The organism is Marinobacter sp. NP-4(2019) (assembly GCF_003994855.1).
GTDB lineage: Bacteria > Pseudomonadota > Gammaproteobacteria > Pseudomonadales > Oleiphilaceae > Marinobacter.
Window position 1 is genome coordinate 2,091,251 of sequence record NZ_CP034142.1, and the last position, 23,989, is coordinate 2,115,239.

At 56.1% G+C, this 23,989-nt stretch carries 24 protein-coding genes; 13 read left to right on the forward strand and 11 right to left on the reverse strand.

The genetic code is table 11. From position 1 onward, the window contains the following. Positions 1-118: 118 nt before the first annotated feature. From EHN06_RS09625 to EHN06_RS09640, 4 genes are all read right to left on the reverse strand, one after another. The gene (locus EHN06_RS09625) at positions 119-913 is read right to left on the reverse strand and encodes an RES family NAD+ phosphorylase (protein WP_127332354.1); all 795 of its coding nucleotides are present in this window, start codon (positions 911-913) and stop codon (positions 119-121) included. Continuing rightward, positions 910-1,275: an MbcA/ParS/Xre antitoxin family protein gene (locus tag EHN06_RS09630; RefSeq protein WP_127332356.1), complete on the reverse strand. Its 366-nt coding sequence runs from the start codon at positions 1,273-1,275 to the stop codon at positions 910-912. Before EHN06_RS09630 ends, EHN06_RS09625 begins: the two co-directional genes overlap by 4 nt. A 68-nt stretch (positions 1,276-1,343) precedes the next feature. Next, entirely contained in the window at positions 1,344-2,000 is a 657-nt protein-coding gene (locus tag EHN06_RS09635) for a transglutaminase-like cysteine peptidase (RefSeq protein WP_127332358.1), read from the reverse strand. An 8-nt stretch (positions 2,001-2,008) separates the two neighbouring features. Then, entirely contained in the window at positions 2,009-2,662 is a 654-nt protein-coding gene (locus EHN06_RS09640) for a type II secretion system protein N (RefSeq protein ID WP_127332360.1), read from the reverse strand. 192 nt (positions 2,663-2,854) lie between these two features. On the opposite strand from EHN06_RS09640, the gene gspE reads away from it, so the two are divergent. The 11 genes from gspE (at position 2,855) to gorA (ending at position 12,726) form a co-directional block, all read left to right on the forward strand. Next, complete coding sequence (gene gspE / locus EHN06_RS09645; RefSeq protein ID WP_127332362.1) at positions 2,855-4,363, forward strand: type II secretion system ATPase GspE; 1,509 nt, start codon at positions 2,855-2,857, stop codon at positions 4,361-4,363. A 4-nt stretch (positions 4,364-4,367) separates the two neighbouring features. After that, positions 4,368-5,582 (forward strand): type II secretion system inner membrane protein GspF, encoded by a 1,215-nt coding sequence (gene gspF, locus EHN06_RS09650; RefSeq protein ID WP_127332364.1) that lies wholly within the window; start codon positions 4,368-4,370, stop codon positions 5,580-5,582. A gap of 61 nt (positions 5,583-5,643) precedes the next feature. After that, positions 5,644-6,108, forward strand: coding sequence for a type II secretion system major pseudopilin GspG (gspG, locus tag EHN06_RS09655; RefSeq protein ID WP_127332366.1), 465 nt, complete (start codon positions 5,644-5,646; stop codon positions 6,106-6,108). 6 nt (positions 6,109-6,114) lie between these two features. After that, positions 6,115-6,645: a type II secretion system minor pseudopilin GspH gene (gene gspH, locus EHN06_RS09660; protein ID WP_127332368.1), complete on the forward strand. Its 531-nt coding sequence runs from the start codon at positions 6,115-6,117 to the stop codon at positions 6,643-6,645. Further along, entirely contained in the window at positions 6,642-7,016 is a 375-nt protein-coding gene (gene gspI, locus EHN06_RS09665; protein ID WP_127332370.1) for a type II secretion system minor pseudopilin GspI, read from the forward strand. The genes gspH and gspI overlap by 4 nt, the downstream gene beginning before the upstream one ends. Further along, complete coding sequence (gene gspJ / locus EHN06_RS09670) at positions 7,016-7,768, forward strand: type II secretion system minor pseudopilin GspJ (RefSeq protein WP_127332372.1); 753 nt, start codon at positions 7,016-7,018, stop codon at positions 7,766-7,768. The genes gspI and gspJ overlap by 1 nt, the downstream gene beginning before the upstream one ends. Beyond that, positions 7,768-8,772 carry a type II secretion system minor pseudopilin GspK gene (gene gspK, locus EHN06_RS09675; protein WP_127332374.1) on the forward strand — a complete coding sequence of 335 codons (1,005 nt, stop codon included), beginning with the start codon at positions 7,768-7,770 and terminating at the stop codon, positions 8,770-8,772. Before gspJ ends, gspK begins: the two co-directional genes overlap by 1 nt. Positions 8,773-8,774: 2 nt before the next feature. After that, entirely contained in the window at positions 8,775-10,079 is a 1,305-nt protein-coding gene (gene gspL / locus EHN06_RS09680) for a type II secretion system protein GspL (protein WP_127332376.1), read from the forward strand. 4 nt (positions 10,080-10,083) lie between these two features. Further along, on the forward strand, positions 10,084-10,611 hold the full coding sequence (gene gspM, locus EHN06_RS09685; RefSeq protein ID WP_127332378.1) for a type II secretion system protein GspM: 528 nt from the start codon (positions 10,084-10,086) through the stop codon (positions 10,609-10,611). 55 nt (positions 10,612-10,666) lie between these two features. Continuing rightward, positions 10,667-11,332 carry a GNAT family N-acetyltransferase gene (locus EHN06_RS09690; protein WP_127332380.1) on the forward strand — a complete coding sequence of 222 codons (666 nt, stop codon included), beginning with the start codon at positions 10,667-10,669 and terminating at the stop codon, positions 11,330-11,332. Positions 11,333-11,364: 32 nt separating this feature from the next. Continuing rightward, positions 11,365-12,726: a glutathione-disulfide reductase gene (gene gorA / locus EHN06_RS09695; protein WP_127332382.1), complete on the forward strand. Its 1,362-nt coding sequence runs from the start codon at positions 11,365-11,367 to the stop codon at positions 12,724-12,726. Between the two features lie 25 nt (positions 12,727-12,751). Here the strand turns inward: gorA and EHN06_RS09700 are convergent, their stop codons facing one another. From EHN06_RS09700 to EHN06_RS09710, 3 genes are all read right to left on the reverse strand, one after another. Next, the gene (locus EHN06_RS09700; protein WP_127332384.1) at positions 12,752-14,701 is read right to left on the reverse strand and encodes an ATP-binding protein; all 1,950 of its coding nucleotides are present in this window, start codon (positions 14,699-14,701) and stop codon (positions 12,752-12,754) included. After that, on the reverse strand, positions 14,694-15,494 hold the full coding sequence (locus EHN06_RS09705; protein WP_228257446.1) for an ABC transporter substrate-binding protein: 801 nt from the start codon (positions 15,492-15,494) through the stop codon (positions 14,694-14,696). The genes EHN06_RS09700 and EHN06_RS09705 overlap by 8 nt, the downstream gene beginning before the upstream one ends. Before the next feature lie 214 nt (positions 15,495-15,708). Further along, positions 15,709-17,892, reverse strand: a complete 2,184-nt coding sequence (locus EHN06_RS09710) for a TonB-dependent receptor plug domain-containing protein (RefSeq protein ID WP_127332386.1) — start codon at positions 17,890-17,892, stop codon at positions 15,709-15,711. Positions 17,893-18,026: 134 nt separating this feature from the next. Between EHN06_RS09710 and EHN06_RS09715 the strand changes: the two genes are divergently transcribed. Beyond that, positions 18,027-18,662, forward strand: coding sequence for a J domain-containing protein (locus EHN06_RS09715; protein ID WP_127332388.1), 636 nt, complete (start codon positions 18,027-18,029; stop codon positions 18,660-18,662). On the opposite strand, the gene EHN06_RS09720 is transcribed toward EHN06_RS09715, so the two are convergent. The 4 genes from EHN06_RS09720 to EHN06_RS09735 form a co-directional block, all read right to left on the reverse strand. Then, positions 18,615-19,637 carry a bile acid:sodium symporter family protein gene (locus EHN06_RS09720; protein WP_127332390.1) on the reverse strand — a complete coding sequence of 341 codons (1,023 nt, stop codon included), beginning with the start codon at positions 19,635-19,637 and terminating at the stop codon, positions 18,615-18,617. The genes EHN06_RS09715 and EHN06_RS09720 overlap by 48 nt on opposite strands. Further along, positions 19,637-20,314, reverse strand: a complete 678-nt coding sequence (locus EHN06_RS09725) for a FadR/GntR family transcriptional regulator (protein ID WP_127332392.1) — start codon at positions 20,312-20,314, stop codon at positions 19,637-19,639. Before EHN06_RS09725 ends, EHN06_RS09720 begins: the two co-directional genes overlap by 1 nt. Before the next feature lie 102 nt (positions 20,315-20,416). Further along, the gene (locus EHN06_RS09730) at positions 20,417-21,904 is read right to left on the reverse strand and encodes a flavin-containing monooxygenase (RefSeq protein ID WP_127332394.1); all 1,488 of its coding nucleotides are present in this window, start codon (positions 21,902-21,904) and stop codon (positions 20,417-20,419) included. Between the two features lie 104 nt (positions 21,905-22,008). Further along, positions 22,009-22,977 (reverse strand): beta-ketoacyl-ACP synthase III, encoded by a 969-nt coding sequence (locus tag EHN06_RS09735; RefSeq protein WP_127332396.1) that lies wholly within the window; start codon positions 22,975-22,977, stop codon positions 22,009-22,011. Between the two features lie 181 nt (positions 22,978-23,158). Between EHN06_RS09735 and EHN06_RS09740 the strand changes: the two genes are divergently transcribed. Beyond that, a complete protein-coding gene (locus EHN06_RS09740) occupies positions 23,159-23,941 on the forward strand; it encodes a hypothetical protein (protein WP_127332398.1) in 783 nt (260 codons plus the stop codon). The last annotated feature ends 48 nt before the right edge of the window (positions 23,942-23,989 follow it).

Here is a 23,989-nt window from a genome sequence, read left to right on the forward strand (position 1 = left end):
TCGTCAGTTGATCTGGAGCAGGGCCTGGAGTGGGCTGGGCAATGAAATAACAACGTCGCAGCATATATACCACGTTTGGCCCGCCGATACTGTCACAATGCGAGCGCGGATCGGGTTCCTAGCTCGCCGGGCACGGCAGCCTGCCATCCACCAGAAAGGTGTCCCGACTGAAAGCTGAGGCAGTTTTCCTGCCCTCTTCGTTGGTCAGGCTCATGGTCACGGTGGTCGGGTCTGCCATCATAATCAGGCGATAGCGACTCCTGGGTTTCCTGTCTTTCAGTGCCCGTGGTGAAAACAACGCTGCGTTGACACCTTCGAGGCCTTTTGCCGGTGAGTATGGCAACTCATAGAGGCCGGCCTGGCGTGCCCGGGCTGACAGGAACTGAAACCCCTCGATTCCCGATTCCCTCATGGTTGTCCCGAGATTTTGGCAGGCATCGTAGCTGGCGGGATTGGTCAACGCGTCGTGGAGATCTTCCCAGGTCTTATCCTGCAGGCGAACACCGCGACTGGTGCGCACCCGGGTGGCAAAAAGGGTATGGAGGGTTTTCAGGGGCTTGGGGTAGGGTACGACCATATCGCTGATAAATACAAAGCGATAGAACGCGGCTTCTGCCAGGGTGGTATTAACCGTCATGGCCCCGTAAAACAGGCTTTTCTCGAAGGGGCGACCAAAACGCGAACCGTATTTCAGGGGAGGGTAGCGAAAGGGTGTTGCCAACAAATAGTGGAGGCCTTCGGTGCCTTCCGGTCGCGGCGGTTTGCTCTGCTCCAGAAGTTCCTCAAGCCTCATCTGCTCCTGAATGTTAGCCACCAGTTCCGTGGTGGCTATCTCTTCCTGGGATTCGACCACCCGGTAGGTCGTACCCTGCACCACGGTGATGCTGGACTCGATGCGATCGCGCAGGCTCAAATCTTGCCTCGCATGGCGTCAAGGTAATAAAGCACCCGCACCAGCCCTTCTGCACTGCGAACCAGCTCTCTGGGTACATCGGAGAAGTACCGGTTTTCGGTGTTGAGCCAATGCCGCATGGCCTCCTCATCCCCACCTACAAGCGCATACACGCTGCGATACAGGCGGATGAAAAGCAGGGCAAGTTCGCCGGCCTTGCTGGAGGGATCGATGCCGTCCCGGACCAGGCCGGAGCGGTTGCGACCCACAATCTCGGCCACGTCTGTCTGGGTCAGGCCCATGGCCTTGCCGGCATTGACCACGGCTTTGCCCAGCAGTGCACGGTCGGTGGTTTGCTGTTTTATGTCTGAAACGGTGGTCATACGCCCTCCGTCGTCTATGTCTATTTTTCACATTATAGCCTATTAAGGTGAAAAATACACAGGTCGGATTAGCGCAGTGCTTCGGTCAGGCGCTTGTTCATGTCCTGCCAGTGTTGAAGTTTACCAGCTTCACCCACGCGCTTTTGTCTTCCGCCGGACCGGTTCAGCCACAGGCCTTCACCATTGAAGCTGTAGACCGGTTCGAGGTCGCTTCGTTGTGATGCGGGCTTGATCTCGTTGATCAGGTTGTCCAGGATCAGTGGGTCTGCGTCCGGTTCCGGGTACCAGGCAAGGACCATATGGGCCTGGTTCAGTTCCAGTGCCTTTACATAGACAATTCTGAGCTCTTCGTCGGGCACGCCCATGGATTTCAGGGTCAGGTACTTGGCGATGGAGAAGTCTTCACAATCACCACCGTTGGTGGTCAGCAGTTCCACCGGGGTTGCCCAATAGTCCTCCTCACCCCAGTGTTCCATGTCGGTAACGAAGCGGGCACGGTTGAAGAATGAGTTCACCAGGGCCAGTTGTCGCTCCCTGGGCGCGTTTTCGGCCATGCGATGAAGGTTTTGCCAGTTTTCAAGTCGACTGTGAGCCTCCTGGCCAAACTCCTCCCGTACGTAGTTCATCAGACGGTCGCTGAGCTCAAAGGCTGCGACAGTGGTCACCAGTAGCAACACGGGAAACAGCAGGCTTCGGCGACAAAACGTCCGGGCTGCCGTTTGCATGATCGGCCTCAGCTGTTGTTGTTCCGCAGGCGTTCGCGGAGCTGTTCAAGCCGGCGGCGGATTTCTTCTCTGCGCTGATCGTCGGCAGCCGGTGAGGGGGTTGCCCTGGTTGGAGAGTCAGCGGGTTCGGATCCCCGCGTTTCGGGAGTGGTCGAACTATCCGCGGCAAACTCGAGCCCGGTCTGGTCTTCGGATTCCGGAAAGTACAGGTTCTCCAGCTTTCCGCCACGCTCGATGATGACACGGTTGGCATGAACCGAGCGCAGTTTGGCGTCTCCGGGCAGTTCATCCCCGACCAGATAGGCTTCGGTCTGATTCTTTTCGTCTTCAATCAGGGCGCTGCCCGGGAAATCGCCGTCTGCGGCGAGTACGCCACGCAGGAACAGTCGCAAGTTGGTTTCGGGAAGGTTCTCAGTGTCGATTTGCTGATTTTCCGTGGATTCTCCAGCTTCGCCAAACAGGTCCAGGGAGGCCAGTGTCACCTCTGGTACTTGCTGCTCATCCGATACCGCTTTCATCTCAGCGGCTGTGCGTAATTGCTGGTTGCCCCGCTGGGATTCCTGTTGCCAGAAGCGGTAGGCCTGCCATGATGTCAGGGCAATCATGGCCACGACGGCGGCAAGCGCCAGGAGCATGGGTAACCGGGTGTTATTAAAAGACATTGGATATCCCGATAATGAATTTACAACCCTGTAAAAAGATCACAGGTTATCAGACTGCAAAGGTTAAATGGCAGTATAGTGTATAGAGTTATTCAGCGGTTCCATATCCTATGGTAGCCTTTCTGAATTAATTGAATAAAAAGGGTTTCCGGATAATAAGCATCCGTGCCTGGCAACAAAACGAGGACGACCTTGGATACAGAACACGAACTTCAGCCGCAGGATTCTCCGCTGGGCCGTCTTCCTTTCGCTTTCGCCAAACGCAATGGCGTGATATTGACCCGCGAGGAAGACGGTGAGCCGGTTATTCTGGTACGTCCCGGAGCCAGTCATTCGGCCCTGGCCGAGGCCAACCGTATCAGTGGTGGCCGAGCCCGGTTCTCCACCATTGATCCCGATCGTTTTGATGCAGCCCTCAATGCGGCCTACCAGAACGACTCCGCCGAAGCCATGCAGATGGTGGAAGGCATCGGGGATGACATGGATCTGGCTTCCCTGGCGGACTCGGTGCCGGAAACGGAAGATCTGCTGGAGCAGGAAGACGACGCGCCGATTATTCGCCTGATCAATGCCATTCTTACTGAAGCGGTCAAAACCAACGCCTCGGATGTCCACATTGAAACTTACGAAAAACGCCTGGTAGTCCGGTTCCGTGTCGATGGCGTGTTGCGGGAAGTGGTGCAACCAAAACGGGCGTTGGCACCGCTGCTGGTCTCCCGTATCAAGGTCATGGCGAAGCTGGATATCGCCGAGAAGCGTGTGCCTCAGGATGGCCGTATTGCCTTGCGGGTTGCCGGGCGGGAGGTGGACATCCGGGTATCCACCATGCCGTCCTCAAGCGGTGAGCGTGTGGTGCTCCGTTTGCTGGATAAGCAAGCCGGAAATATTCGCCTGGAATCCCTTGGTATGGCCGGGCGGGATCTCAAGGTTCTTCGTAAACTGATTTACCGCCCTTACGGGATCCTGCTGGTGACCGGTCCCACCGGTTCCGGTAAATCGACCACGCTGTATGCTTCGTTGCAGGAGATTAACGACCGCAGTCGCAATATCCTTACAGTTGAGGACCCGATTGAATACAACCTGCCGGGTATCGGTCAGACCCAGGTCAATACCAAAGTTGATATGACCTTTGCCCGCGGGCTGCGGGCGATCCTGCGTCAGGATCCGGACGTGGTAATGATCGGTGAGATCCGGGATCTGGAAACTGCTGAGATTGCTGTTCAGGCGAGTCTGACCGGTCACCTTGTGCTCTCCACTCTCCACACCAACACGGCCGTCGGTGCTATCACCCGCTTGATGGATATGGGCATCGAGCCGTTCCTGATTTCGTCAAGTCTGGTGGGTATCGTGGCTCAGCGCCTGGTGAGGGTATTGTGCAAGGAGTGTCGCGAACCCTATACGCCGACTGAAGAACATTGCGAGTTTCTGCAGCAGGATGCGGCCAACCCGCCAACCATCTACCGGGCGACCGGTTGTGAGCACTGCAATCAGCTGGGTTATCGCGGTCGAATCGGTATTTATGAAGTGGTGGAGATCTCTGATGAAATCAGTGCACTCATCCACAAACGGGCAGGGGAGTTGGATCTGGAACATGAGGCCCGACTGTCCGGCCCCAGTATCCACGCTGACGGTGTACAGAAGATTCTGGACGGTGTTACCACCGTTGAAGAGGTCCTGCGCGTGACCCACCGGAGCCAATAACCTCATGCCGGCATTTGACTACAAGGCCCTGGATGCCCGGGGCAAACAAAAGCAGGGCGTATTGGAGGCGGATGCCCCACGGGCCGTCAGACAGCAACTCAGGGAACGCGGGCTGACCCCGCTGGAAGTGGCGCCGTCGACGGAAAAGCAGGCCCATGGAAGGAACCCGCTCAGCAGCCGGGGGAGCCTGGCTGCTGCGGATCTGGCACTGGTCACCCGACAGTTGTCAACCTTGATTCAATCCGGTATTCCGGTTGAGCAGGCCCTGTCGGCGGCTGCACAGCAGTCCACCCGACCGCGTATCCGCAGTATGCTGATTGCCATTCGTGCCAAAGTTATGGAAGGTTACAGCTTGGCAGACAGTCTTGGGGAGTTCCCGCGGGCATTTCCACGACTGTACCGCTCCACCGTTGCCGCAGGTGAACATGCGGGGCACCTCGACCTGGTTCTGAACCGGCTGGCGGACTACACCGAAGCCAGGCAGGAGGCCCGCCAGAAAATCCAGCTTGCTGCGATTTATCCCATTATTCTGAGTGTGGTGGCGATCGCCATTGTGGTGTTCCTGCTCACCTACGTGGTTCCCGACATCATCGAGGTGTTTGTGAAACAGGGGCAGGATCTGCCCGGTCTGACCGTTGCCATGCTGGCGGTTTCGGAATTTCTCGCCGACTTTGGTGTCTACCTCCTCATACTGATCATTGTTGGTATCATCGGATTCCGGATGGCCTTGCGTAAGCCCGCCTTCCGGCTAAAGTTCCACCGTTGGCTGCTGAACATGCCGCTGTTGTCCGGCATGGTGCGGGGAGTCAACACCGCCCGTTATGCCAGCACACTCAGTATCCTGACCACCAGCGGTGTGCCGTTGGTGGACGCCATGCGAATTGCGGGTGAGGTTCTGTCCAACGACTATCTGCGCCAGGAACTGCGGGACGCAGCCCGAAAAGTCAGCGAGGGTGGAGCGCTTCATCGCTCGCTGGATCAGACGGGGTATTTCCCGCCGATGATGCTTCACATGATTGCCAGTGGTGAAGCGAGTGGTGAGTTGGACAGCATGCTGGAGCGCACCGCGAAAATGCAGGAGAACACCCTGCAGTCAAAAATTGCAGCGATAGTCGGTCTTTTCGAACCGATGATGCTGTTATTCATGGGCGTGGTGGTCCTCATCATCGTATTGGCCATCATGCTGCCGATACTCAATATGAGCAATCTGGTCGGCTGACCTCAGAAGCCATACTCCCCAGACAATGGAAAGAGAGCCTTTACAAATGACGAGTCTAACTATGAAGCCAGACATTACCCGGAATCTACGCGACAACCATCACAAACAAGGTGGTTTCACCCTGATCGAGATCATGGTGGTTATGGTCATTCTCGGTCTGCTGGTTGCGATTGTTGCTCCGAACATTATGGGACGAAGCGATCAGGCCAAGGTCACGGTGGCAGAAACCCAACTGAGTAACATCGCCAACGCGCTGGATCTCTATCGTCTGGACAACAGCCATTATCCGTCGACCCAGCAAGGGCTGGAGGCACTGGTCAGCAAGCCCAGCGGCAGCCCGGAACCCAAGAACTGGAATCCGGATGGGTACCTGAAGAATGTTCCGGAAGATCCCTGGGGTTCTGATTATCAGTATGTTAGCCCGGGTACAGAAGGGCCTTACGATCTTTATTCCTACGGGTCTGATGGTCAGGAAGGTGGTGAAGGCGATGCAGCCGACATCAGTGTCTGGAAGACTCGGGACTAATAGACGATGGGGAAGCGGGCAACGGTCTCCGGGTTTACGCTGATCGAAATATTGGTAGTACTGATCGTTGTCGGGCTACTGGCTGCCCTGGCGGTGATGAACCTGGGGGGTGGGTCTCAACAGCGGGAACTGGAAAACCATGTCCGCGAAATGTTTCTGTTGATGCAAACTGCCTCGGAACAGGCCGTGCTGAATAACAAGGAATTGGGCCTGGATCTGGAGGAAGACGGCTTCCGGTTCGTGACGTTTGACGAGCAGGCGAATGAGTGGAAAGAGTCAGGAGAACGGATGTTCCGGCAACGCGGTTTTCCTGAATGGCTGTTGATGACAGAGTATATCGAGAGCGATACGCCAAGGCTGGCCTCCGAAGAAGATCGGCTGCGTCCGGACATTGTGTTTTTCTCCAGCGGTGAAACCACGCCATTCGAGGTGGAATTCACCATCGGTAATGACAGTTCTTACATGCACGTACTCGCTTCGGATGGTGTGTCTCCCCTGGAATGGCGCCGTCCAGGCAGTGATGGGGACGAGCCGTGAGCGATCAGCGTGGTTTTACCCTGATTGAAGTACTGGTGGCCCTGCTGGTGTTTGGGCTGATCGCTACGGCCGCCGCCGAGGTCGGCAGTCAGTACATTGCCAGCTATGAGCGCATTCGCGATAAAACCATGGCGGGGTGGATTGCCGATAACCGCATCAGTGAACTCCGTCTTCAGGAAGAGTTACCCGGCATCTCCGAAAACTCCGATGATCTGGATTACGGCCCTTTCCGCTGGCAGGTAACCACGGCCGTTCTTGGTACTGAAGAGCCCACCATGCGCCGTATTGAGGTGACGGTTGCCCGTTTCAGGGGGGATGGTAGCGAACCGCTACCTGTTCATACACTGTCTGCCTTCATTGGAGAGAATTGATGTCGCAAAAGGGCTTCACTCTGATGGAGGTGCTGATTGCAGTGACGATCACTGCGGTCATCGGGCTGGGCGTGTGGCAGGTTCTCAGTGGTGTCGTCTTGTCCCGGGATCGGGTGAACGAGGTGGCTGATGAGTTTGACCAGTTGCAGCGCACCATGTTGCTGCTCGAAAGGGATCTGACACAGGTTGTTAATCGTCCGGTGCGGGATATGTACGGGGATTACAAGCCAGCGCTGACCAGCCGGGAAGACAGTTTTGCTCTGGTCCTGACCCGGCAGGGATGGCGGAACCCTCTGGGAATGCGACGGAGTTCCCTGCAGCGAGCGGGCTGGGAGTACACCGGTGAGGAGCTCCGTCGCCGGCACTGGATCACCCTGGATCAGGGCCAGGAGGAAAGCAGTCAGGATGTGCTGCTTTTGTCAGACGTGAATTCCTTTGAGATCCGTTTTCTTGATCAACAGCGGAACTGGACCGATGGCTGGCCCACCGAGGAGTTGATGGCCAGCCTGAGCCCGGGGACACGGCCGGACCTGCCACTTCCTATGGGTATAGAAATTAGCCTGGAACACGAGCGATTCGGCGAATTGACGCGCACATTCGCGATGCCCGATTTTGACACCAGCGAGGCCCAGGGAATGGTGAATGCCGTTAACGAAGCCGCTGCGGACTCGGACACTGACAACGAAGAAGAGAACGAGGGCCAAACCCAGCAAGATCAGAGTGGCCCGTCTGCCCTGGGAGACCCCCAATAATGCTTCGCCCGGTGACCCTTCGGCCCCGTCAACGCGGTGTTGCGTTGATTATGGTCCTGCTGGCCATGGCCCTGGTGGTGATGCTGGCCACAGGGATGACGCAGCAGCAAAGCGTAAGGGTGTTTCGGGCAGGGCATTATCTGGCTCAGCAGCAGGGACAAAGCATTGCCCTTGGTGCGGAAGCCTTCGCACGACAGATCCTGTACCGGGACTTTGAACAGGACAAGGAAGACAACCTGATGGTAGACAGCCTGGACGAATTTTGGGCTGCGAATTCCGCTGTTTTGCCTCTGGACGATAACGGTGTGGTCGAAGTCCAGATTGACGGTCTTGGTGGCCGTATTAACCTGAACGATCTGGTGTCGGCCAACGGTCAGGTGAATCCGTTGGTCCGGGATCAGCTTGCACGGATGCTGGTGGTGCTGGACATCCCCGAAACCCTGGTTGATGCCCTGATAGACTGGATTGACCCGGATGACCAGACGGTGAGCGCCTATGGGGCGGAAGATGGACAGTATCTGATGGCGGACCCCGGTTTCAGGGCGGCCAATCAACCTTTTGTCAGTGTGACCGAACTCAGGCTTATTGAGGGAATGACCGAAGAGGCTTACCGTGCCCTGAGGCCACATGTGACAGCACTGCCAGTGACTGGTATCGGGATCAACGTGAATACCGCAACAGCCCCGGTTCTGCGTTCGCTGCACGCGGAGCTGACACAGGCACAGGCAGAGTCTATTCTTGAGAAGAGACAAGAAGAGCGGTTTGAAAATGTTCAGGATTTTCTTGCCTTGCCGGAATTTTCGGGCCTCGGGTTGAAGGCCACCGGACTTGGCGTGCAGACCCGTTTTTTTGAGGTCGTTTCGCGTGTTACCTATGATGACCGGGTTGCGAATCTGGTGAGCACCGTTTTCCGGAGTCCGGAAGGTGAGCTGCAGACGGTTGATCGTGATACCGGACAAAAGAACCGAATTACCAAAGAGCCTTTCACTATTTCAGAAGGATAGACATGTCTTACCGCCTCTACGTCCGGCCTCTGCCACCCTTTGCCGACCCCGGGCAAACACCGGAAGCGCAGCTTTATGACTGGGTGCTCCACGATGCCAGTGGTGACACTCAGGCCCACGGGCGAGGGGATACCCGCGATCTTATTGAACAAACCCTTGGTCAGAATGCGCTGGACAATGTCCTGTTGATTGGTCTGGTGCCCGGGGACGAGGCGTTGTTCTGCGTGGCTGACATTCCTGCCAAGCAAACCCGCTTCATACTCCAGGCCCTGCCGTATGCGGTAGAGGAGCAAATTGCCCAGGATATTGACACCGTACACTTGGCGTTGGGAAGCAGGACGGAGAGCGGATTCAGAGTGGCCGCGATTGACCGGGATCGAATGTCGGACTGGGTGGATCTGTTCAGTGGTTGGGAGCATGCCCGGCTGGATGCCATCTATCCCGATGCTGCCCTGTTGCCAGAAACTGATGGAGGCTGGTCTGTCTGCCTGGACGGCGAAAACGCCATGCTGATCAGTGACCGGGGTGAGTGGCTCAGTATCCAGTCACGGAATCTTGGCATGTTTGCCCACACCCTGGCGGCTCCGCCATCCGAAGACGTTGTTGCAGAAATGCCGGTGACCATTTTCGGTACGGAACAGGAGCTGGAACAGCAACAATCGGCGATCAGTGAGCTTCTTTCCGCCGGCCGCCTTGTGGTGAAGCAGGAAGTGATTGAGCTCATGCCGCTGGAATTGCTGGCACACGCCCATCACCACCATCTGTCACACCCGATCAACCTGTGTCAGGGTGGTTACGGCGTCAGCAGTGGCCAGGTGAGTCCCTTGCGGGCATGGAAACCCCTGATCGCGGTTGCCAGTGTCTGGTTTGTCATTCAACTGGGAGTAGAGCTGGGAATGGGCTTCTATCACCAGCAACAGGCTGATACAACCCGCGCGCAAGCCATGACGATCTACCGCGAAGCGTTCCCCGACGACCGCCGCACCCATGCAGGCAACGTTCGCCGGGTTATCGAGGGACAACTGCGTTCAATCGGATCCGGTGGACCCGCTGCAGATTTCATTACCTTGATGAAATACACCGGTGATCAGTACACCAAGGTTCCGCAAAACCAGTCCCTGACCTTTAATTCTATAAATTACAGCCGCTCACGGGGGGAGCTCGTCGTGGACATCCGGGCGGATACCTACAACCGCATGAGCGCCTTGCGCAACGGTTTGGCAAAGCAGGGGCTCGAAGCCGAGATCGGTTCGGTTGTCAATGAATCCACCGGCGCCCGCGGGCGTCTGACCGTATCGGGAGGTTGAGACGATGCTGACGAAACTGAAAGATCAGCCTTCCGTAGGCAAGCTTATCGCCCAGTATGACCAACTCCCGCGCAGGGACCAGCAGGCGCTGACGGTCCTGGCGATAGCGGTGTTTCTGGGGCTGTTGTATTTCCTGATCTGGCGCCCCATCACCGGATTCCACGACCAGGCCGCAAGTTCGCGGGAAAACGCAGAAGAACTGCTGGCCTGGATGCGGGCGAATCAGTCTGATATTGAGCGTCTCGCCGCCAGTGAAGGAGCCGGTAGCCCGGCGCCCAATGCGCCGCAGGATGGGCGCGCGCTTATGGCGCTGGTCACTCGTAGTGCTGGTGAATCCGGGTTGTCCCTGCAACGGTTTGAGCCCAGTGGCAATAGCGCGATCCGGGTCTGGCTTGAAGATGTGCCGTTTGCCGACGTAGCAGCATGGCTGGAGAGTTTGAGCACCGATCATGGCGTGGTCATCGATCAGGCGGCGATGGACAGAAAGGATGCCCCGGGCATTGTATCGGTACGGCTAACCCTTACGATCTGAGCACTTGAGCCGGAAAGGGTTTGAATGTGAGCGGTGGGTAAACAGGAGAAACCTGATGAGTGACGGCGTAGACAATAAAAACAATCCGGAACCGGTGATCGTCCGACTCGACGAGAGTGCGCACAATGAGGCGAAATCCATACTTTTTCATGCTTACCTTCGTGAGCCAACGTTCCAGTATCTGTTTGATCACCGGCGCCCCGGTTACGAACAAAGGGTAAGAGCCACCATTCGGGAGCTGATTGACCTGTATCTGGACCTGAATCAGGAAGCGATCGGTGTCATGCTGGATAATACACTGGTTGCGGTGGCATTCATTGGAGAGCCCGAATTGCGCCTGAATCTGGCCGATCAGATCAGTTGGCGGATACGGATGGTTCTGACGACCGGTTTTGCCTGTACGCGCCGTTACCTCGACTACCACCACAAGATAACGGAAATGTTGCCTCAGCCATTGGCCCATCAGTTACCGCTGATGGGGGTGAACCCCCAGTACCAGAACCGGGGCTACGGCCGTAAGCTGTTAGCCGCGGTTGAGCGCCTGTGTGCGGATAATCCGCGTGGCAGTGGTCTGGTGCTGGACACTGGTAATAGCCGCTATCTACCATTTTACGAGTCCGAAGGGTTTCGCAGTCTCGGAAAAATCCGGCTGGGAGACTTTGAGGACCATGTTTTGTTCCGGGAAGTAAGCCCTGCGGAAAAACAGGCGGCGCCCGGTTGACGTTATTGACCTAACAATGTTCAGGAGACGCTGTGTCTGACAACCAGGATTTCGATCTGATAGTAATTGGCGCTGGTTCGGGAGGTGTACGGCTGGCAAGAATGTCCGCTCAGCGGGGCGCCCGGGTCGCGATTGTCGAGTCCCGCTACCTTGGTGGCACCTGCGTCAATGTCGGGTGTGTTCCGAAGAAGTTGCTTGTGTATGGTTCCCATGTCAGTGAGGATCTTGAAGACGCCGCGGGTTATGGCTGGAACGTCCCCCATGACCAGGTCAGTTTTGACTGGCCGACGCTGGTGGCCAACAAGAATGCAGAGATTGAACGGCTGAATGGTATTTACGGTCGTCTCCTGAAAAATGCCGGCGTCACGATCATCGAAGGTACGGCAACGCTGGCTGACGCCAATACCGTGGTTGTTGGTGATCAACGCTATACCACCGCGCATATCACCGTGGCGACTGGCAGCTGGCCGGTGATTCCCGACATTCCGGGAAAAGAGTGCATTCTTACTTCCAATGAGATGTTTTTCCTGCCACAGCTGCCACGTCAGGCCGTGGTCTGGGGCGGTGGCTATATTGCCGTCGAGTTTGCCGGGATCCTCGCCGGGCTTGGTGTTGAAACCACGTTGTTATACCGGGGAGAACTGTTTCTTCGTGGGTTTGATGATGATGTTCGTGAGTTTACCGCCAACGAAATGCGCAGGAAGGGCGTTGATCTGCGGTTTGGTGTCACTATTGAAGCCGTGGAAAGTGACGGAAACCACTACGATATCACCTTGAATGATGGTACTCATCTGACCACCGGCCTGGTAATGGCGGCGACTGGCCGCCGTGCGCTTGTTGAGGGGCTCGGACTGGAGGCGTTGGGCGTCGAACTGAGTGATTCTGGCCATGTGGCGGTGGATGACCATTTCCAGACCTCTGTTCCTTCCATTACCGCATTGGGTGATGTTATCGGTACGCCTCAGCTAACACCGGTGGCCCTGGCTCAGGCCATGGTTTTGTCCCGCCGCCTGTTTGGCGATGGTCAGGGCGAGATGGACTACAACTGTATTCCAACCGCCGTCTTCTGCCAGCCCAATATCGGAACGGTCGGGCTGACTGAAGCTGAAGCCAGGGAAGCCGGTCACAAGGTCAGCATCTATCGCTCGGAATTCCGGCCGATGAAGCACACCCTGAGTGGTCGGCAGGAGCGTTGTCTGATGAAGCTGGTGGTGGACAAAGAGAGTGACAAGGTCCTGGGCGCTCATATGGTAGGGCCGGACGCAGGTGAAATTACCCAGGGGCTCGCGGTTGCCATGAAAGCGGGGGCAACCAAGGCCCAGTTTGACAGCACCCTGGGGATTCATCCGACCTCTGCGGAAGAGTTTGTTACCATGCGTGAGCCGGTCGCCTGATCCGATGCGCCTGCCCAGCCGCTGGTCAGAGCTTCGCCCAGCGGTTGAGCACCGCCCTCAAGCTTTCCTTGCGAACCGGTTTGGACAGGTAATCATTCATACCGGCACTATGGCAATTGGCTTCCGTGCCGGGCAGGGCGTCCGCGGTCAGTGCGATGATCGGTGTACCGCACTGGCCGTTGCTTTGCTCCCATTCGCGGATGCACCGAGTGGTTTCATAACCATCCATGATCGGCATCTGGCAATCCATCAGAATGACATCATAGCCATGATGATTGGTCTGGACTAACTCCAGCGCCTCCTTTCCGTTACTGGCGGCATCGGTCTCGAATCCCAGACGTTTGAGAAGGGCGGTGGCCACTCTCTGGTTAACAGGGTTGTCTTCAACCACCAACGCTTTTGCGACGGTGCTCTCAATGGCCGGGGTTTTAATCTCACGACCGGTTGAACGGGGTAGCGGGGCGACGTTACTCAGCTCGAACGGCAGTTCAAAACTGAATGACGACCCCTTACCCGGATCGGTCTCCACATGAATATGGCCACCCATTAATTCGACCAGTCTCTGAACCAGTGATAATCCTATGCCAGTACCACCGTAATCCCGGTTATCACCACTGCCGAGTTGCTCGAAGGAGTTGAAAATATCATTCAGGCGATCGATTGGGATGCCCGCTCCGGAATCGCTGACCGAACAGTTCAGTAACATGCAGTTTTCTTCGAGAGAGAACCAGCCTGCCTGGATATTGACGTAGCCGGCACTGGTAAACTTGATGGCATTGTCGGTCAACCCTGCGAGGATCTGCCGAAGCCGCGGGGCATCACCGACCACATACGGTTTTTCCGGCCAGTCACCACGGAAGCTCAGTGTCAACTCGAGCCCCTGTTGTTCAGCCAGCAGCCTGTAACTGGCTGTGCAGTTTGTGAGTAGTTGGCGAAGGTCAAACTCACGGCTCTCCAACTTCAACTGACCACGATCGACCCGTGAGTAATCGAGTATATCTCCAATCACTGTCAGCAAATCCTCCGTCGATTGTCGGGCTGTCAGCAAGTAGTCCTTTTGACGGGAGGACAGGGGGTCTTCGGATATCAGTTCTATCATGCCGAGCACCCCGTTCAGCGGGGTGCGCAGTTCGTGACTCATTGTCGCCAGGAACTCTGACTTGGCCTGATTAGCGGCTTCGGCTTTGGCGCGGGCGCTTTCAGAGGCGGCCAGTGTATGAGCTCTGGACTCTTCCAGGTTTGTGAGGTGGGCGGCCAGGGCATTCAGATTTTCTTCCAGTTCCTGGATTTCCCGAGTGTTGTGATGCCTGCTGACAGACACCTGGCTATAGTCCAGGTTTATAAGCCTTGTCACCCGATCAGACAGCCTGCGTATCGGTGCCAATATGCCTGACAAGGTCTGTTTCACAATCAGCATGGTGAACAGTAACAAGGCAATGCCAACCGCCAGGGAAGTCCAGAGAATATCATTACGCCGTGCGGCAAGCTGTTCCTTGCTGACGCCCACCTGGACGGTTCCAACTCTCAGCGCTCCGTTGCCGAAACTGTAATCCGGTTCGAACCATTCGGTTTGACGGCTACCGCCCAGATCCAGTGGCTGTTGAAGTATCTCGGCTTCAAAAATGTCAAATGTGGCATCGGTGCTCACGGCTTCATCATCGATGCTGGCCACGAATCCAACTTCGTCCCCCATCACGTCGGATACTCGTATCCATTGTGCCCGGCTCCGTTGGAGGGATTGGGTCAAAATCTGCTGCAAGGCTGTGGTATTGCCTGAAACGACCGCATATTCCACCGCCGGAGCCAGGCTGTTGGCAAGCATCTGACTGCTGTTTGCCAGATCTTTCCGGGCATCATCAAGTCGCGCAGATGTAAAGAAAGCCATAAGCACAATAAACATGACGATGGCCGGTGCTGCGCCCAGAATCATCAGTTTTCTGACAAGAGGCGCGGGCTTGTGTACTGGCTCAGTCATTGGAGCCCTCCATGGGTGAGGAGAGCCTGGCTTTAATCTCTGCGGCAAGCTCCTGCCTGGAAGGAAGCGGAATATTCAGCGATCGGGCAACCTGCTCGTTGACCTCCAGCCTGAATGCCTCCGGGTAAACCGGTGGCGGAAACCGGTTTGAAATCTGATATTCATTGATGAGGTCTGCGGCCAACCCGGCGACAACCGTCAGGGGAACGTAGGTAGAGGCCAACGCACCTGCTTTGACATAAGCCTGGCTCGGGCCGATGACAATCCGGTTTCGCCGGTAGGTCGTTAACAGGATATGCTTGATGGTTTGCGGGTTATAGATGTTCCTGTCGGGTGCTGCGAGGAGAAAGTCCCCATACTCCAGTGCCCGGATCAGTGTGGGGATGAGCTTGTCGCTACTGCTGACAACAAAAACCTGGCCCTCCATACCGAAAGCAGGAAGCTGTTCTGTTAATTGTTGATATAACGACACACTGTCAGGTGTGGCAAGCATGGAGACCCGCGTTGCGTGCGGAAGGATGACCTTACCGGCTACCGCCTGACGAATCAGTGGCGGCGCATAGAAAATCGCTCCCAGGCGCCGTTCCCCGAGGTCGTTGCTGTGATCTTTGATGAAAGGCTCATCCACAAGCAGGGCAAGGACCGGAACGTTGCGACTTTCCTGGCGGACAAGGGTAAAGGCTTCAGGTCCCAGGGTAACGATCAGGCTGTTTTCATCCTGGGAAGTCTGACCGGCCTTGAACGGCCGCAGGCTGAATCCGTCGCCAAGTTCGTTTCGGAGCAGGCTGGTCATGTGCTGTGTTAACGGGGCATTGTTGTCTGTGCCTGCGATGTAAACAGCCGTTGTCGGGGGTGTTTGACTGAATGTCGGACGTGAGAGCACCAGCAGGCTGAAAAAGAGCAGGTAAAAAGCGGCGCTTACTGGCATCCTGCCTGTACAAAAGGCGTTGTTTGACTGAATTTTGGCTCTCATACCATCCTGGGTTCAGTACATTCCATTGGCTGAATCAGAAGCGGATACCAGCTTCTACAAAAAACTGGTTATGGTTCTGAATAATGTTATCCGGACTCAGGTCCGGAATCCTGTTGAGATAGTGTTGCATGGTAAAAGCCAGTTCGTAACTGTAGCTGGAGGCGAATATTCTACGCGCAATCCTGAAATCCGCACGCTCGAAATGCGCTCTCCGAAATTCGTCCGCCCAGTAGAATGTCGCAGACGATGTAAGGTTAAAAGGTAACTGCTGAATCCAGGCAAAACTTCCGGAGTGGCGCACGGACAACCGTCCAAGAAGCTCCACCACGTATTCCTGATCGCCGGCGTCAAGTTTTTCTGGGTCGCCAGTATAACGGCCATCCTGGTCGAGATAGGCATAGGTGGCGCGAAGTTTGGTGTCGGCGTAATCGATGGACGATTCTACCTCGAAGCCTTCCTGGTCCAGGCCAACATTGTTGGCGATAAACCACTCTTCTTCATTGATGACGCCGCTGATCATGTCGGTCAGATGATCGTTGAAGTAGCGAATTTCCAGGGATAGCAAAGCCTGGTTTACGAAGAACTGGCCAAAATAGCTTATTTCCCGGGAAATTATACGCTCTTCTTCAAGTTCTTCCCCAAACGTTGAAGTTCGTGGATCAACCAGGTCTTCCACGTCAACTCTTACGCCTTCCAGAAAGTCGTAGGGTGCGCGTACGTTTCTGATCGTGTATCCCCAGTCCGGTGTCTGCTCGAAAGCGTCCGGGGTGCGAACGGCTTCAGAATACACGAATCTCAGGGCCTGGTTCTCTGTGATTAGTAAGTTGGCTGCAACCCGGGGCGAAAGATAGTTTTCATCGGTGGTTGTGGTGCTTTCCCAGTTACCACCGGCGTTGAAAGTGACCCATTCAACCGGCGTATACTCCAGGTTGGCAAACAGCCGGGATTGATAATTATTACCTCTGCCGTTGAAGAAGGTCTCGGAACGATAGGTATCTTTGCGGTACCCAAGCCCTGATACCAGTTTAATGTCAGGCGTGAAATACAGGGTGTCCTGAAGCTCGAACTCCAGGCGGGACTCTTCGATGTCTTCGTTGAGATCAGCAATGAAGGGCGCCGGGCTGTCTCCAGGCATACAGTCACCTGGCTCAAATTCGAACTCGGGGGAATTGCCGGCAAGGATATCGTCGATCACCGGTCCGGAAATACACATAGGCCAACGCTGGCGACGCTGATAATTCTGATAGTTGGCCTGGAAATGGAAGAAGTGGTTTTCAGACGTGCTCACGTTCAGTCGCGCCTGCAGATAGTAATCATCAACGATGATGTCCGGGTTATCCGTGGCTCCCAATTTGCCATTTTTCCTCAGGTCTTCTTCGTTGATTCCGTCTACAACGCCACCCCGCAGTTCCAGATTAGTGCTGTCCGAGGTGCGGACAACTCCGTCATAACTGAATGTGTTGATGTCGAACCCATCATGGAAGGGGAAAAACTGATCATCATCTACCTGTTTGTCAAAACCATCGGACTTGCGTTTTTCATAGGCCAGCCGCCAACTGTAGGGATCGCTGGCACCGCCAACGGAACCGAAAGTTCGGAGATGGCCGCGGGAGCCGGAGACTGCGCCGAGCTGGACACCCGCCGTATCATCTGGTGAGCGGGTAATGATGTTGATGGTGCCCAGGAATGCATTGATGCCATCAGCCGCCGCGTTAGGCCCACGGCTGACTTCAATCCGTTCAATGAGCTCCAGCGGAACGGGTATGGTATGCCAGTCTGTATCAGAGAGGCTGGCGCGATAGGACGTGCGACCGTCTACCAGAACCTGAAGTCGGCGCTGCTCGTAGTGTACCGTACCGTGGTAGCTCGTCACCGGGTTATTGCTGCCAACTTCCGCAACCGTCATGCCCGGGACCAGGCGGAACACCTCCACAAGGTTCATCACCCCGAGATCCCTGATAAGATCGCCTTCAATAATGGTGGTGGTACCGGGCACCCGGGGTTTGGGCTGGCGGAGTCGGGTAGTCGTCAGAACTTCCGGCAGAGGTGGCTCAATGACTGACAGTCCGGAGAAATCCGTCGAGGGCTCCTGGTCGTCCGCCTGGGTCAGGGGAGAAGCCAGCACCGAGCCTGCAAAAATCAGGGGCAGCCAGAACAACGGCGCGGCGGACCGGTGCTGGCCGGGTGACGTTTTGGTAACAGAATTCGTAACAGGCATGGCAGTCGTTTTATAATCGGCTGAGTACGGGATGGTCAGTGTCGTGCTTGAAAGTCTTTTGTGTATCGTAGGTGACGACACTGCATTTGTCTCTCAATATTCTAATGAATCTCTGATTTGAGAGTTACACCTCTATGACATGTTGGGAAATCCTAGGTATTGAACCGACCCGCGATCCTCGGCAAATCGAAGCAGCCTATAAGCAGCAGAGTAAATTTGCCACAGGCGAGGAAGCCGAGCGCCTGAAACAGGCGTACCGGGAAGCGCTGGGGCGGGAAGAGGCTCCTCTGGCGCAGCCACGGCCGTCGCAGCGTGAAGAGCCCGCTCCCGACGAGCAACCGTTGGACGCCAATGAGCAACAGGTGGTTCGCGAAGTGGTGATCCAGGTGAATGCGCTGTTGAACGATTCCGTACGCAGCAAGGATCCACAAATCTGGAAGGCAATCCTGGGAGAGCCTCCCGCGGATCAGCCCCGGTTGAGGCGTGAGATAGGCCTGTCCCTGGAACACCAGGTGCGGCCAATGGCGGAGAATGGAAGCTTTCCGGACCCCGTTGCCAGATTTCTGGGCGAGTGGTTTAACTGGTACAGCCTGACTGAAGTGGTCAGGAAAAACCGGGAAGAAGAGGAGGCCGCACGGGGGGCGCAGGAGCAGGAGGCGGCAGAAGAGCTGCCACCTCAGATGGTGAACTTCTGGCCGGCGGTGATTGGCTGGATTGTCGGCCTAGCCGTTCTGGCGACCCTGTTCGGTGGCATGGGAGGCGGCGGCTGAGGCCGCCTCAATCTTTTCACGATACTTCTGGGCGAGTATGGCCCCAACAATTACCTGAATCTGGTTGTAGCACATGATCGGCAGCACAATCATGCCGAAGCCGGGGTGACCCGAAAACAGCACCTTGGCCATGGGCAACCCCGATGCCAGGCTCTTCTTGGATCCGCAGAACACCACCGCCGTTTCATCCTCCAGACTGAATCCGAAGCGCCTTACCAGGAAACGTGCCATCACCATAAAGAACCCGAGCAGGGCAAAACACAACGCGACAGCCAGTACAATGGCCGGGATCGGCAAGTTCCGCCAGAGGCCGCTTTCCACCGAATGGGAGAACGCGGAGTACACGATAATCCAGATAACGCACTGATCATACCGTGACATCAGGCCCTCGTTACGGGCCAGGAATCCCCCCAGTACCGGCCTCAGGGCGTGCCCGGCTGCAAACGGTAATAACAGTTGCAATGCAATGTCCTTCAGCGCCTCGGCCACCGAAAAGTTGCCACCACCGGATGTACTGACCAGCAGTAACAACAGGAACGGTGTCAACATCATCCCGAACACATTGGAGGCTGCGGCACTGCAAATGGCCGCCGGCACATTGCCCCTCGCCATGGCGGTGTATGCGATGGACGATGACACTGCCGAGGGCAGAACACCCAGGTAGAGGAAACCCAGGCCAAGATCTTGCGGCATCCACTGTGGGGCAATATCGCTGATGCTGTTGATAGGGAGCACGGCCAGGGGAAAGAATACGAAGGTGAGGGAGGTGATCAGTATGTGCAGCCGCCAGTGTGTGGCCCCTGCGACAATCTGCTCACGGGACAGTGCGGCTCCGTGAAAGAAAAACAAGAGTGCAACAGCGAGTGTACCGACCATGGCGAGCAGGTCTGCCGCTTCGCCTTTAACCGGCAGGAAAGAGGCCAGAACAATGGCGCCCAGCAACAGCAAAGTGAATGCATCAACCCTCAACTTCATCAATGACGCTCCCTTAAAGTATCCAGGCTGGGCTTAAGAAGCGCTTTTGCCAGAGTTTCCGCTTGCTCCTCATCCTGGCGGCGAATGGCTGCCAGGAGTAACTCATGATCTTCCTGGGAGGGCTCGGGCAGATCAGGTTCGGTTTCCGTGCTCTCGATGGTGCGGGAGACAGCATGGGCGAAGTAGTCGTACAGCTCCGTCAGTGCTGGGTTATGGGACGCGGCGACCAGGGCATGGTGAAACGCCTCATCGTGGCGAATGCGAGCTGCCAGGTTGTCTCTGGCCCGGGCGCGGGCATCCAGCGCCTTGGTCATGGCGACCAGGTCAGATTCCGTGCGTCGACGGGCCGCAAGCCGGGAGGCTTCGGTTTCCAGCATGATTCTCACTTCCAGTTGATCACCCAGTTGGGCCCGGGCAATACGGCGCAGGGTTTCCCCGGCGTCTTTGGTGGCACGCACGTAGGTGCCGTCTCCCTGGCGAGTCTCAAGCATGCCCACGTGCACCAGCACCCGCACAGCCTCCCGAACCGTGTTACGGCTTACGCCGAGCGCTTCGGACAAGTTTGCTTCCACGGGCAGGCGGGTGCCGATAGGCCATTGCCCTTGCTCTATCGCGGTACGGAGGCTCTCGATGGCCGTTTCCACAAGGGAGCCTTTTTTTATCGGTACAAGAGGCATGTCTATGATCCGGTAAAGTGATGAACCAATCATCCTATGAATATGGATAGACGTCAACTCCCGCCGGTCAGTGCGGGAGTCTTTTGGGGGGGGCTGGATTGGTTAGTGGGCTTCGGCGGGATACAGCAGCTGGTAATCGGTGGTGTCCACACGGCGCGTCGCGAGCCGGTAGCTGAAGGTGAAGCCTGGCCAGTTGATGGTGTTGCGACCGTTCTTGTCCAGATACCAGGAGGTGCAGCCGGCATTCCAGACACTGTCTTCAAGTCCGGTCTGGACGGCGTCCGAAAACGCCTTCTGTCGTTCGGGCAACACGTCCATGGCCGATCCAGGATATTTTTCCAGGGTGTCGAGACAACTCATGACGTAACGGACCTGTGACTCCAGCATGTACACGATGGAGTTATGGGCCAGGTTCGTGTTGGGGCCGTAAAGCACAAACAGGTTAGGGAAGCCGGTGACGGAAATCCCTTTGTAGGCTTCGACACCTTTCGCCCAGGCCTCATTCAGGGTGGTATTGTCACGACCGGTGATGGTCATCGGCGCCAGGAATTCTGACGCTGCAAAGCCAGTGCCCAGAATAATTGCATCGACGTCATGGTGCTTGCCGTCAGAGGTCACTACGCCCGACTCGTCAATATGGTCTATCGACGTGGTCACCAGATCCAGATGAGACTGGTTAATGGCCGGATACCAGTCGTTGGAAATCAGAATCCGCTTACAGCCAATCTTGTAATCGGGAATGATGCGCTTGAGCTTGTCCGGATCAGTCACATGCTTACGGGCTTCTTTCCTGGCCTGCCTGGCAAACAGTTCCAGAAGACCACTGAAGCGGGTGAAGGCCAGCGCGCGGCTCTCGTTTTTCCAGTAGATCATGTAGCGATAGATCCGGTCCCATGCGGGGACGGATTTGAACAAGGCCTGTTCCCAGGCCTTGAATGGCCGGTCGGCCTTGGGCAGTACCCACGCAGCGGAACGCTGGAACAGGCTGAGTGACTTCACCTGTTTCAGGATTTCCGGCACAAACTGAATGGCGCTTGCTCCGGTGCCGATGACAGCTACCCGCTTGTCGGTCAGATCATAATCATGATCCCAGCGCGCAGAATGGAACAGTTTACCCTTGAAGCGGTCCATGCCCTGGATATTGGGGTAGGCAGGCTGGTTCAGCTGCCCCGTGGCGGACACGACGACATCAGCGATGCGCTGCTGTCCATCCTGAGTGGTTACGGTCCAGGTATTGCTGGCCTCATCAAAGGCGGCACGTGTGACTTCCTGGTGAAACTGGATATGACTCCCGAGACCGTATTTCTCCACGCAGCTTTCCATATAGCCCAGCAACTCCTTCTGGAGCCCGAACTTGCGGGACCAGTCGTGCTTCGGCTCAAAGGAATAGGAATAGAAGTGTGACTGTACGTCACAGGCGGCGCCCGGGTAGGTGTTGTCACGCCAGGTTCCGCCAACGTTCCCGGCTTTCTCCAGCATGACGAAACTGTCGTAACCGGCCTGTTTTAACTGGATGGCCATACACAGACCACCGAAGCCGGTTCCGATGATTATCACCGATGGCTTCTTGGCACTTGCCTTGTTCGTCATCACCTGAACCCTGTTTGCTGTTAACTACATTGTTACCAATGAGTATATAGCGACAACAAGGGAACAGGGATGGCTGATGTGTGCAAACCGGGTGGTCAGAACGATCAATAACGGAGCAGGGCGGATCCCCAGGTGAAGCCACCGCCGAATGCTTCCAGCAGGACGACCTCGTTCTTTTTGATGCGACCGTCGCGAACGGCTACGTCCAGGGCGAGGGGAATCGAGGCAGCCGAGGTGTTACCGTGTTCGTTGACGGTGACCACCACCTGGTCCATCGACATGTTCAGTTTCCTGGCTGTGGCGGCGATAATGCGCAGGTTTGCCTGATGGGGAACCAGCCAGTCGATATCCGATTTCTGCATCTGGTTCGCTTCCAGGGTTTCATCGACAATCTTGCCGAGTGTATTCACCGCAATCTTGAAGACTTCATTGCCTTTCATGTGGACGTGGCCTTTACCGGCACGCACCTGATCAAAGCCATCGCCAATGCCGTAGGGCACATGCAGCAGTTCTTCATATTGACCGTCGGCATGGATATGGGTGGAGAGAATACCGGTCTCCTCGCTGGCTTCCAGTACCACGGCGCCGGCACCGTCGCCAAACAGGACGCAGGTACCACGGTCTTCCCAATCCAGAATACGGGAGAACAGTTCTGCTCCCACCACCAGGGCCTTTTTGCTGCCACCAGTCTTGATGAACTTGTCGGCCACGGAAAGGGCATAGACAAACCCGCTACACACCGCCTGGATATCGAACGCAGGGCAGCCATGAATATCAAGTCGGGCCTGGAGAATGCACGCGGAGCTGGGGAAAATCTTGTCCGGCGTCGAGGTGGCAAAAATGATCAGGTCAATGTCCTCGGGCGTGAGTCCGGCTGCTTCAATGGCGAGCCTTGATGCCTTTTCTGCGAGGTCAACGGTGGTTTCCCCTTCTACGGCTATATGTCGCTGTTCAATTCCGGTACGTTCACGAATCCATTGGTCGCTGGTGTCGACAATCTTTTCCATGTCTTTGTTTGTCATGACATTCTGGGGCAGATACGAGCCCGTGCCGACTATTCGCGCGTACGTCATGTTCAATCTTCCTCAGGGTAAACGGATCAATGCTCATGTTCTTTTAATCATCCTATACCCTATTGATGGGCCCTAGCTATTAGCGTTTTGTCAAAGGCGAACGCCGTAATCCATAGAGCTGGTACTCGGGCCATAATAAGCTATACCTTTATAGAGGAAACCCTGATGAGAAGGAGTGTTGATGACAGACCTTCCACTCGGCATGAAGTATTACCTGCTAATCCTCACCTCCAGCCTGATTGAAGACCTCAACGATTATGGCGTCAGATGGGTGGCCAACGAATCCGGTGTTGCGATTCGTGATGTTGAGAAGGCGTTTTTCAGCGCCCGGGCAATCGGGAATCGCCTGCCAGACGAGCCGGAAGAAGCGGACCCCCGCTTGTGGCCGGATGTCATGAAAGCCATTCATACCATTCGCCGGGTATTGGATATGGTTGAGAAAACCACCTTTGATGCGGTTATTGCAGAGGCCATGGAGAGTACATCCGAGGTGGCCCGGGCCGACATCAGGCATGTCTTTGAGCAGAAGCGAGCGGCAGGAGAGGTCGACTTCCGGCTCCACGGTATTCTCAATACCAGGCCGGCAGCGGACGAACCGGACCCCGCCGTACAGGAATCCTTCATGCTCAAAAGGGCGCGACGCTATCAGAGCTTCATGAGGTTCGATGGCGCTAGCCTGAACCAGGAAGAGCGGGTAATACTGGAGGATGCCAGGATACTGGCGCGCCATATCATGGATGGTGACAGGAATAACCGGAGGATTGATGCTCTGTTGGTGATGGGCGCCGTATTGATTGAAACCGCCAGCGTGCGGCTGAAGCCAAATATTCCCTTGTTGATACGGGAGAGCTTTGACCGCATGACGACCAAGGCGGTGATGGCGCTGGGAGCAATTGTTTACCGGGACGAATACCAGAACTTCAAGGCGTCACTGGGTCTGGGGCGCTTGGAATCGGATTTGTAGGGCGACGGATTTGAGCCTTTCAGGGCTATTCACAAATCCTGAGCAGGA

Excerpts from the sequence above, each read along its gene's own strand:
- gspJ (WP_127332372.1), top strand. The coding sequence starts at position 7,016 with ATGTCGCAAAAGGGCTTCACTCTGATGGAGGTGCTGATTGCAGTGACG.
- gspL (WP_127332376.1), top strand. The coding sequence starts at position 8,775 with ATGTCTTACCGCCTCTACGTCCGGCCTCTGCCACCCTTTGCCGACCCC.
- gspF (WP_127332364.1), top strand. The coding sequence starts at position 4,368 with ATGCCGGCATTTGACTACAAGGCCCTGGATGCCCGGGGCAAACAAAAG.
- gspH (WP_127332368.1), top strand. The coding sequence starts at position 6,115 with ATGGGGAAGCGGGCAACGGTCTCCGGGTTTACGCTGATCGAAATATTG.
- EHN06_RS09710 (WP_127332386.1), bottom strand. The coding sequence starts at position 17,892 with ATGCCTGTTACGAATTCTGTTACCAAAACGTCACCCGGCCAGCACCGG.
- EHN06_RS09630 (WP_127332356.1), bottom strand. The coding sequence starts at position 1,275 with ATGACCACCGTTTCAGACATAAAACAGCAAACCACCGACCGTGCACTG.
- EHN06_RS09740 (WP_127332398.1), top strand. The coding sequence starts at position 23,159 with ATGACAGACCTTCCACTCGGCATGAAGTATTACCTGCTAATCCTCACC.
- EHN06_RS09700 (WP_127332384.1), bottom strand. The coding sequence starts at position 14,701 with ATGACTGAGCCAGTACACAAGCCCGCGCCTCTTGTCAGAAAACTGATG.
- gspM (WP_127332378.1), top strand. The coding sequence starts at position 10,084 with ATGCTGACGAAACTGAAAGATCAGCCTTCCGTAGGCAAGCTTATCGCC.
- gspK (WP_127332374.1), top strand. The coding sequence starts at position 7,768 with ATGCTTCGCCCGGTGACCCTTCGGCCCCGTCAACGCGGTGTTGCGTTG.
- EHN06_RS09640 (WP_127332360.1), bottom strand. The coding sequence starts at position 2,662 with ATGTCTTTTAATAACACCCGGTTACCCATGCTCCTGGCGCTTGCCGCC.
- EHN06_RS09715 (WP_127332388.1), top strand. The coding sequence starts at position 18,027 with ATGACATGTTGGGAAATCCTAGGTATTGAACCGACCCGCGATCCTCGG.
- EHN06_RS09725 (WP_127332392.1), bottom strand. The coding sequence starts at position 20,314 with ATGCCTCTTGTACCGATAAAAAAAGGCTCCCTTGTGGAAACGGCCATC.
- EHN06_RS09720 (WP_127332390.1), bottom strand. The coding sequence starts at position 19,637 with ATGAAGTTGAGGGTTGATGCATTCACTTTGCTGTTGCTGGGCGCCATT.
- gspG (WP_127332366.1), top strand. The coding sequence starts at position 5,644 with ATGAAGCCAGACATTACCCGGAATCTACGCGACAACCATCACAAACAA.
- EHN06_RS09705 (WP_228257446.1), bottom strand. The coding sequence starts at position 15,494 with ATGACCAGCCTGCTCCGAAACGAACTTGGCGACGGATTCAGCCTGCGG.
- EHN06_RS09690 (WP_127332380.1), top strand. The coding sequence starts at position 10,667 with ATGAGTGACGGCGTAGACAATAAAAACAATCCGGAACCGGTGATCGTC.
- EHN06_RS09735 (WP_127332396.1), bottom strand. The coding sequence starts at position 22,977 with ATGACGTACGCGCGAATAGTCGGCACGGGCTCGTATCTGCCCCAGAAT.
- EHN06_RS09635 (WP_127332358.1), bottom strand. The coding sequence starts at position 2,000 with ATGCAAACGGCAGCCCGGACGTTTTGTCGCCGAAGCCTGCTGTTTCCC.
- EHN06_RS09730 (WP_127332394.1), bottom strand. The coding sequence starts at position 21,904 with ATGACGAACAAGGCAAGTGCCAAGAAGCCATCGGTGATAATCATCGGA.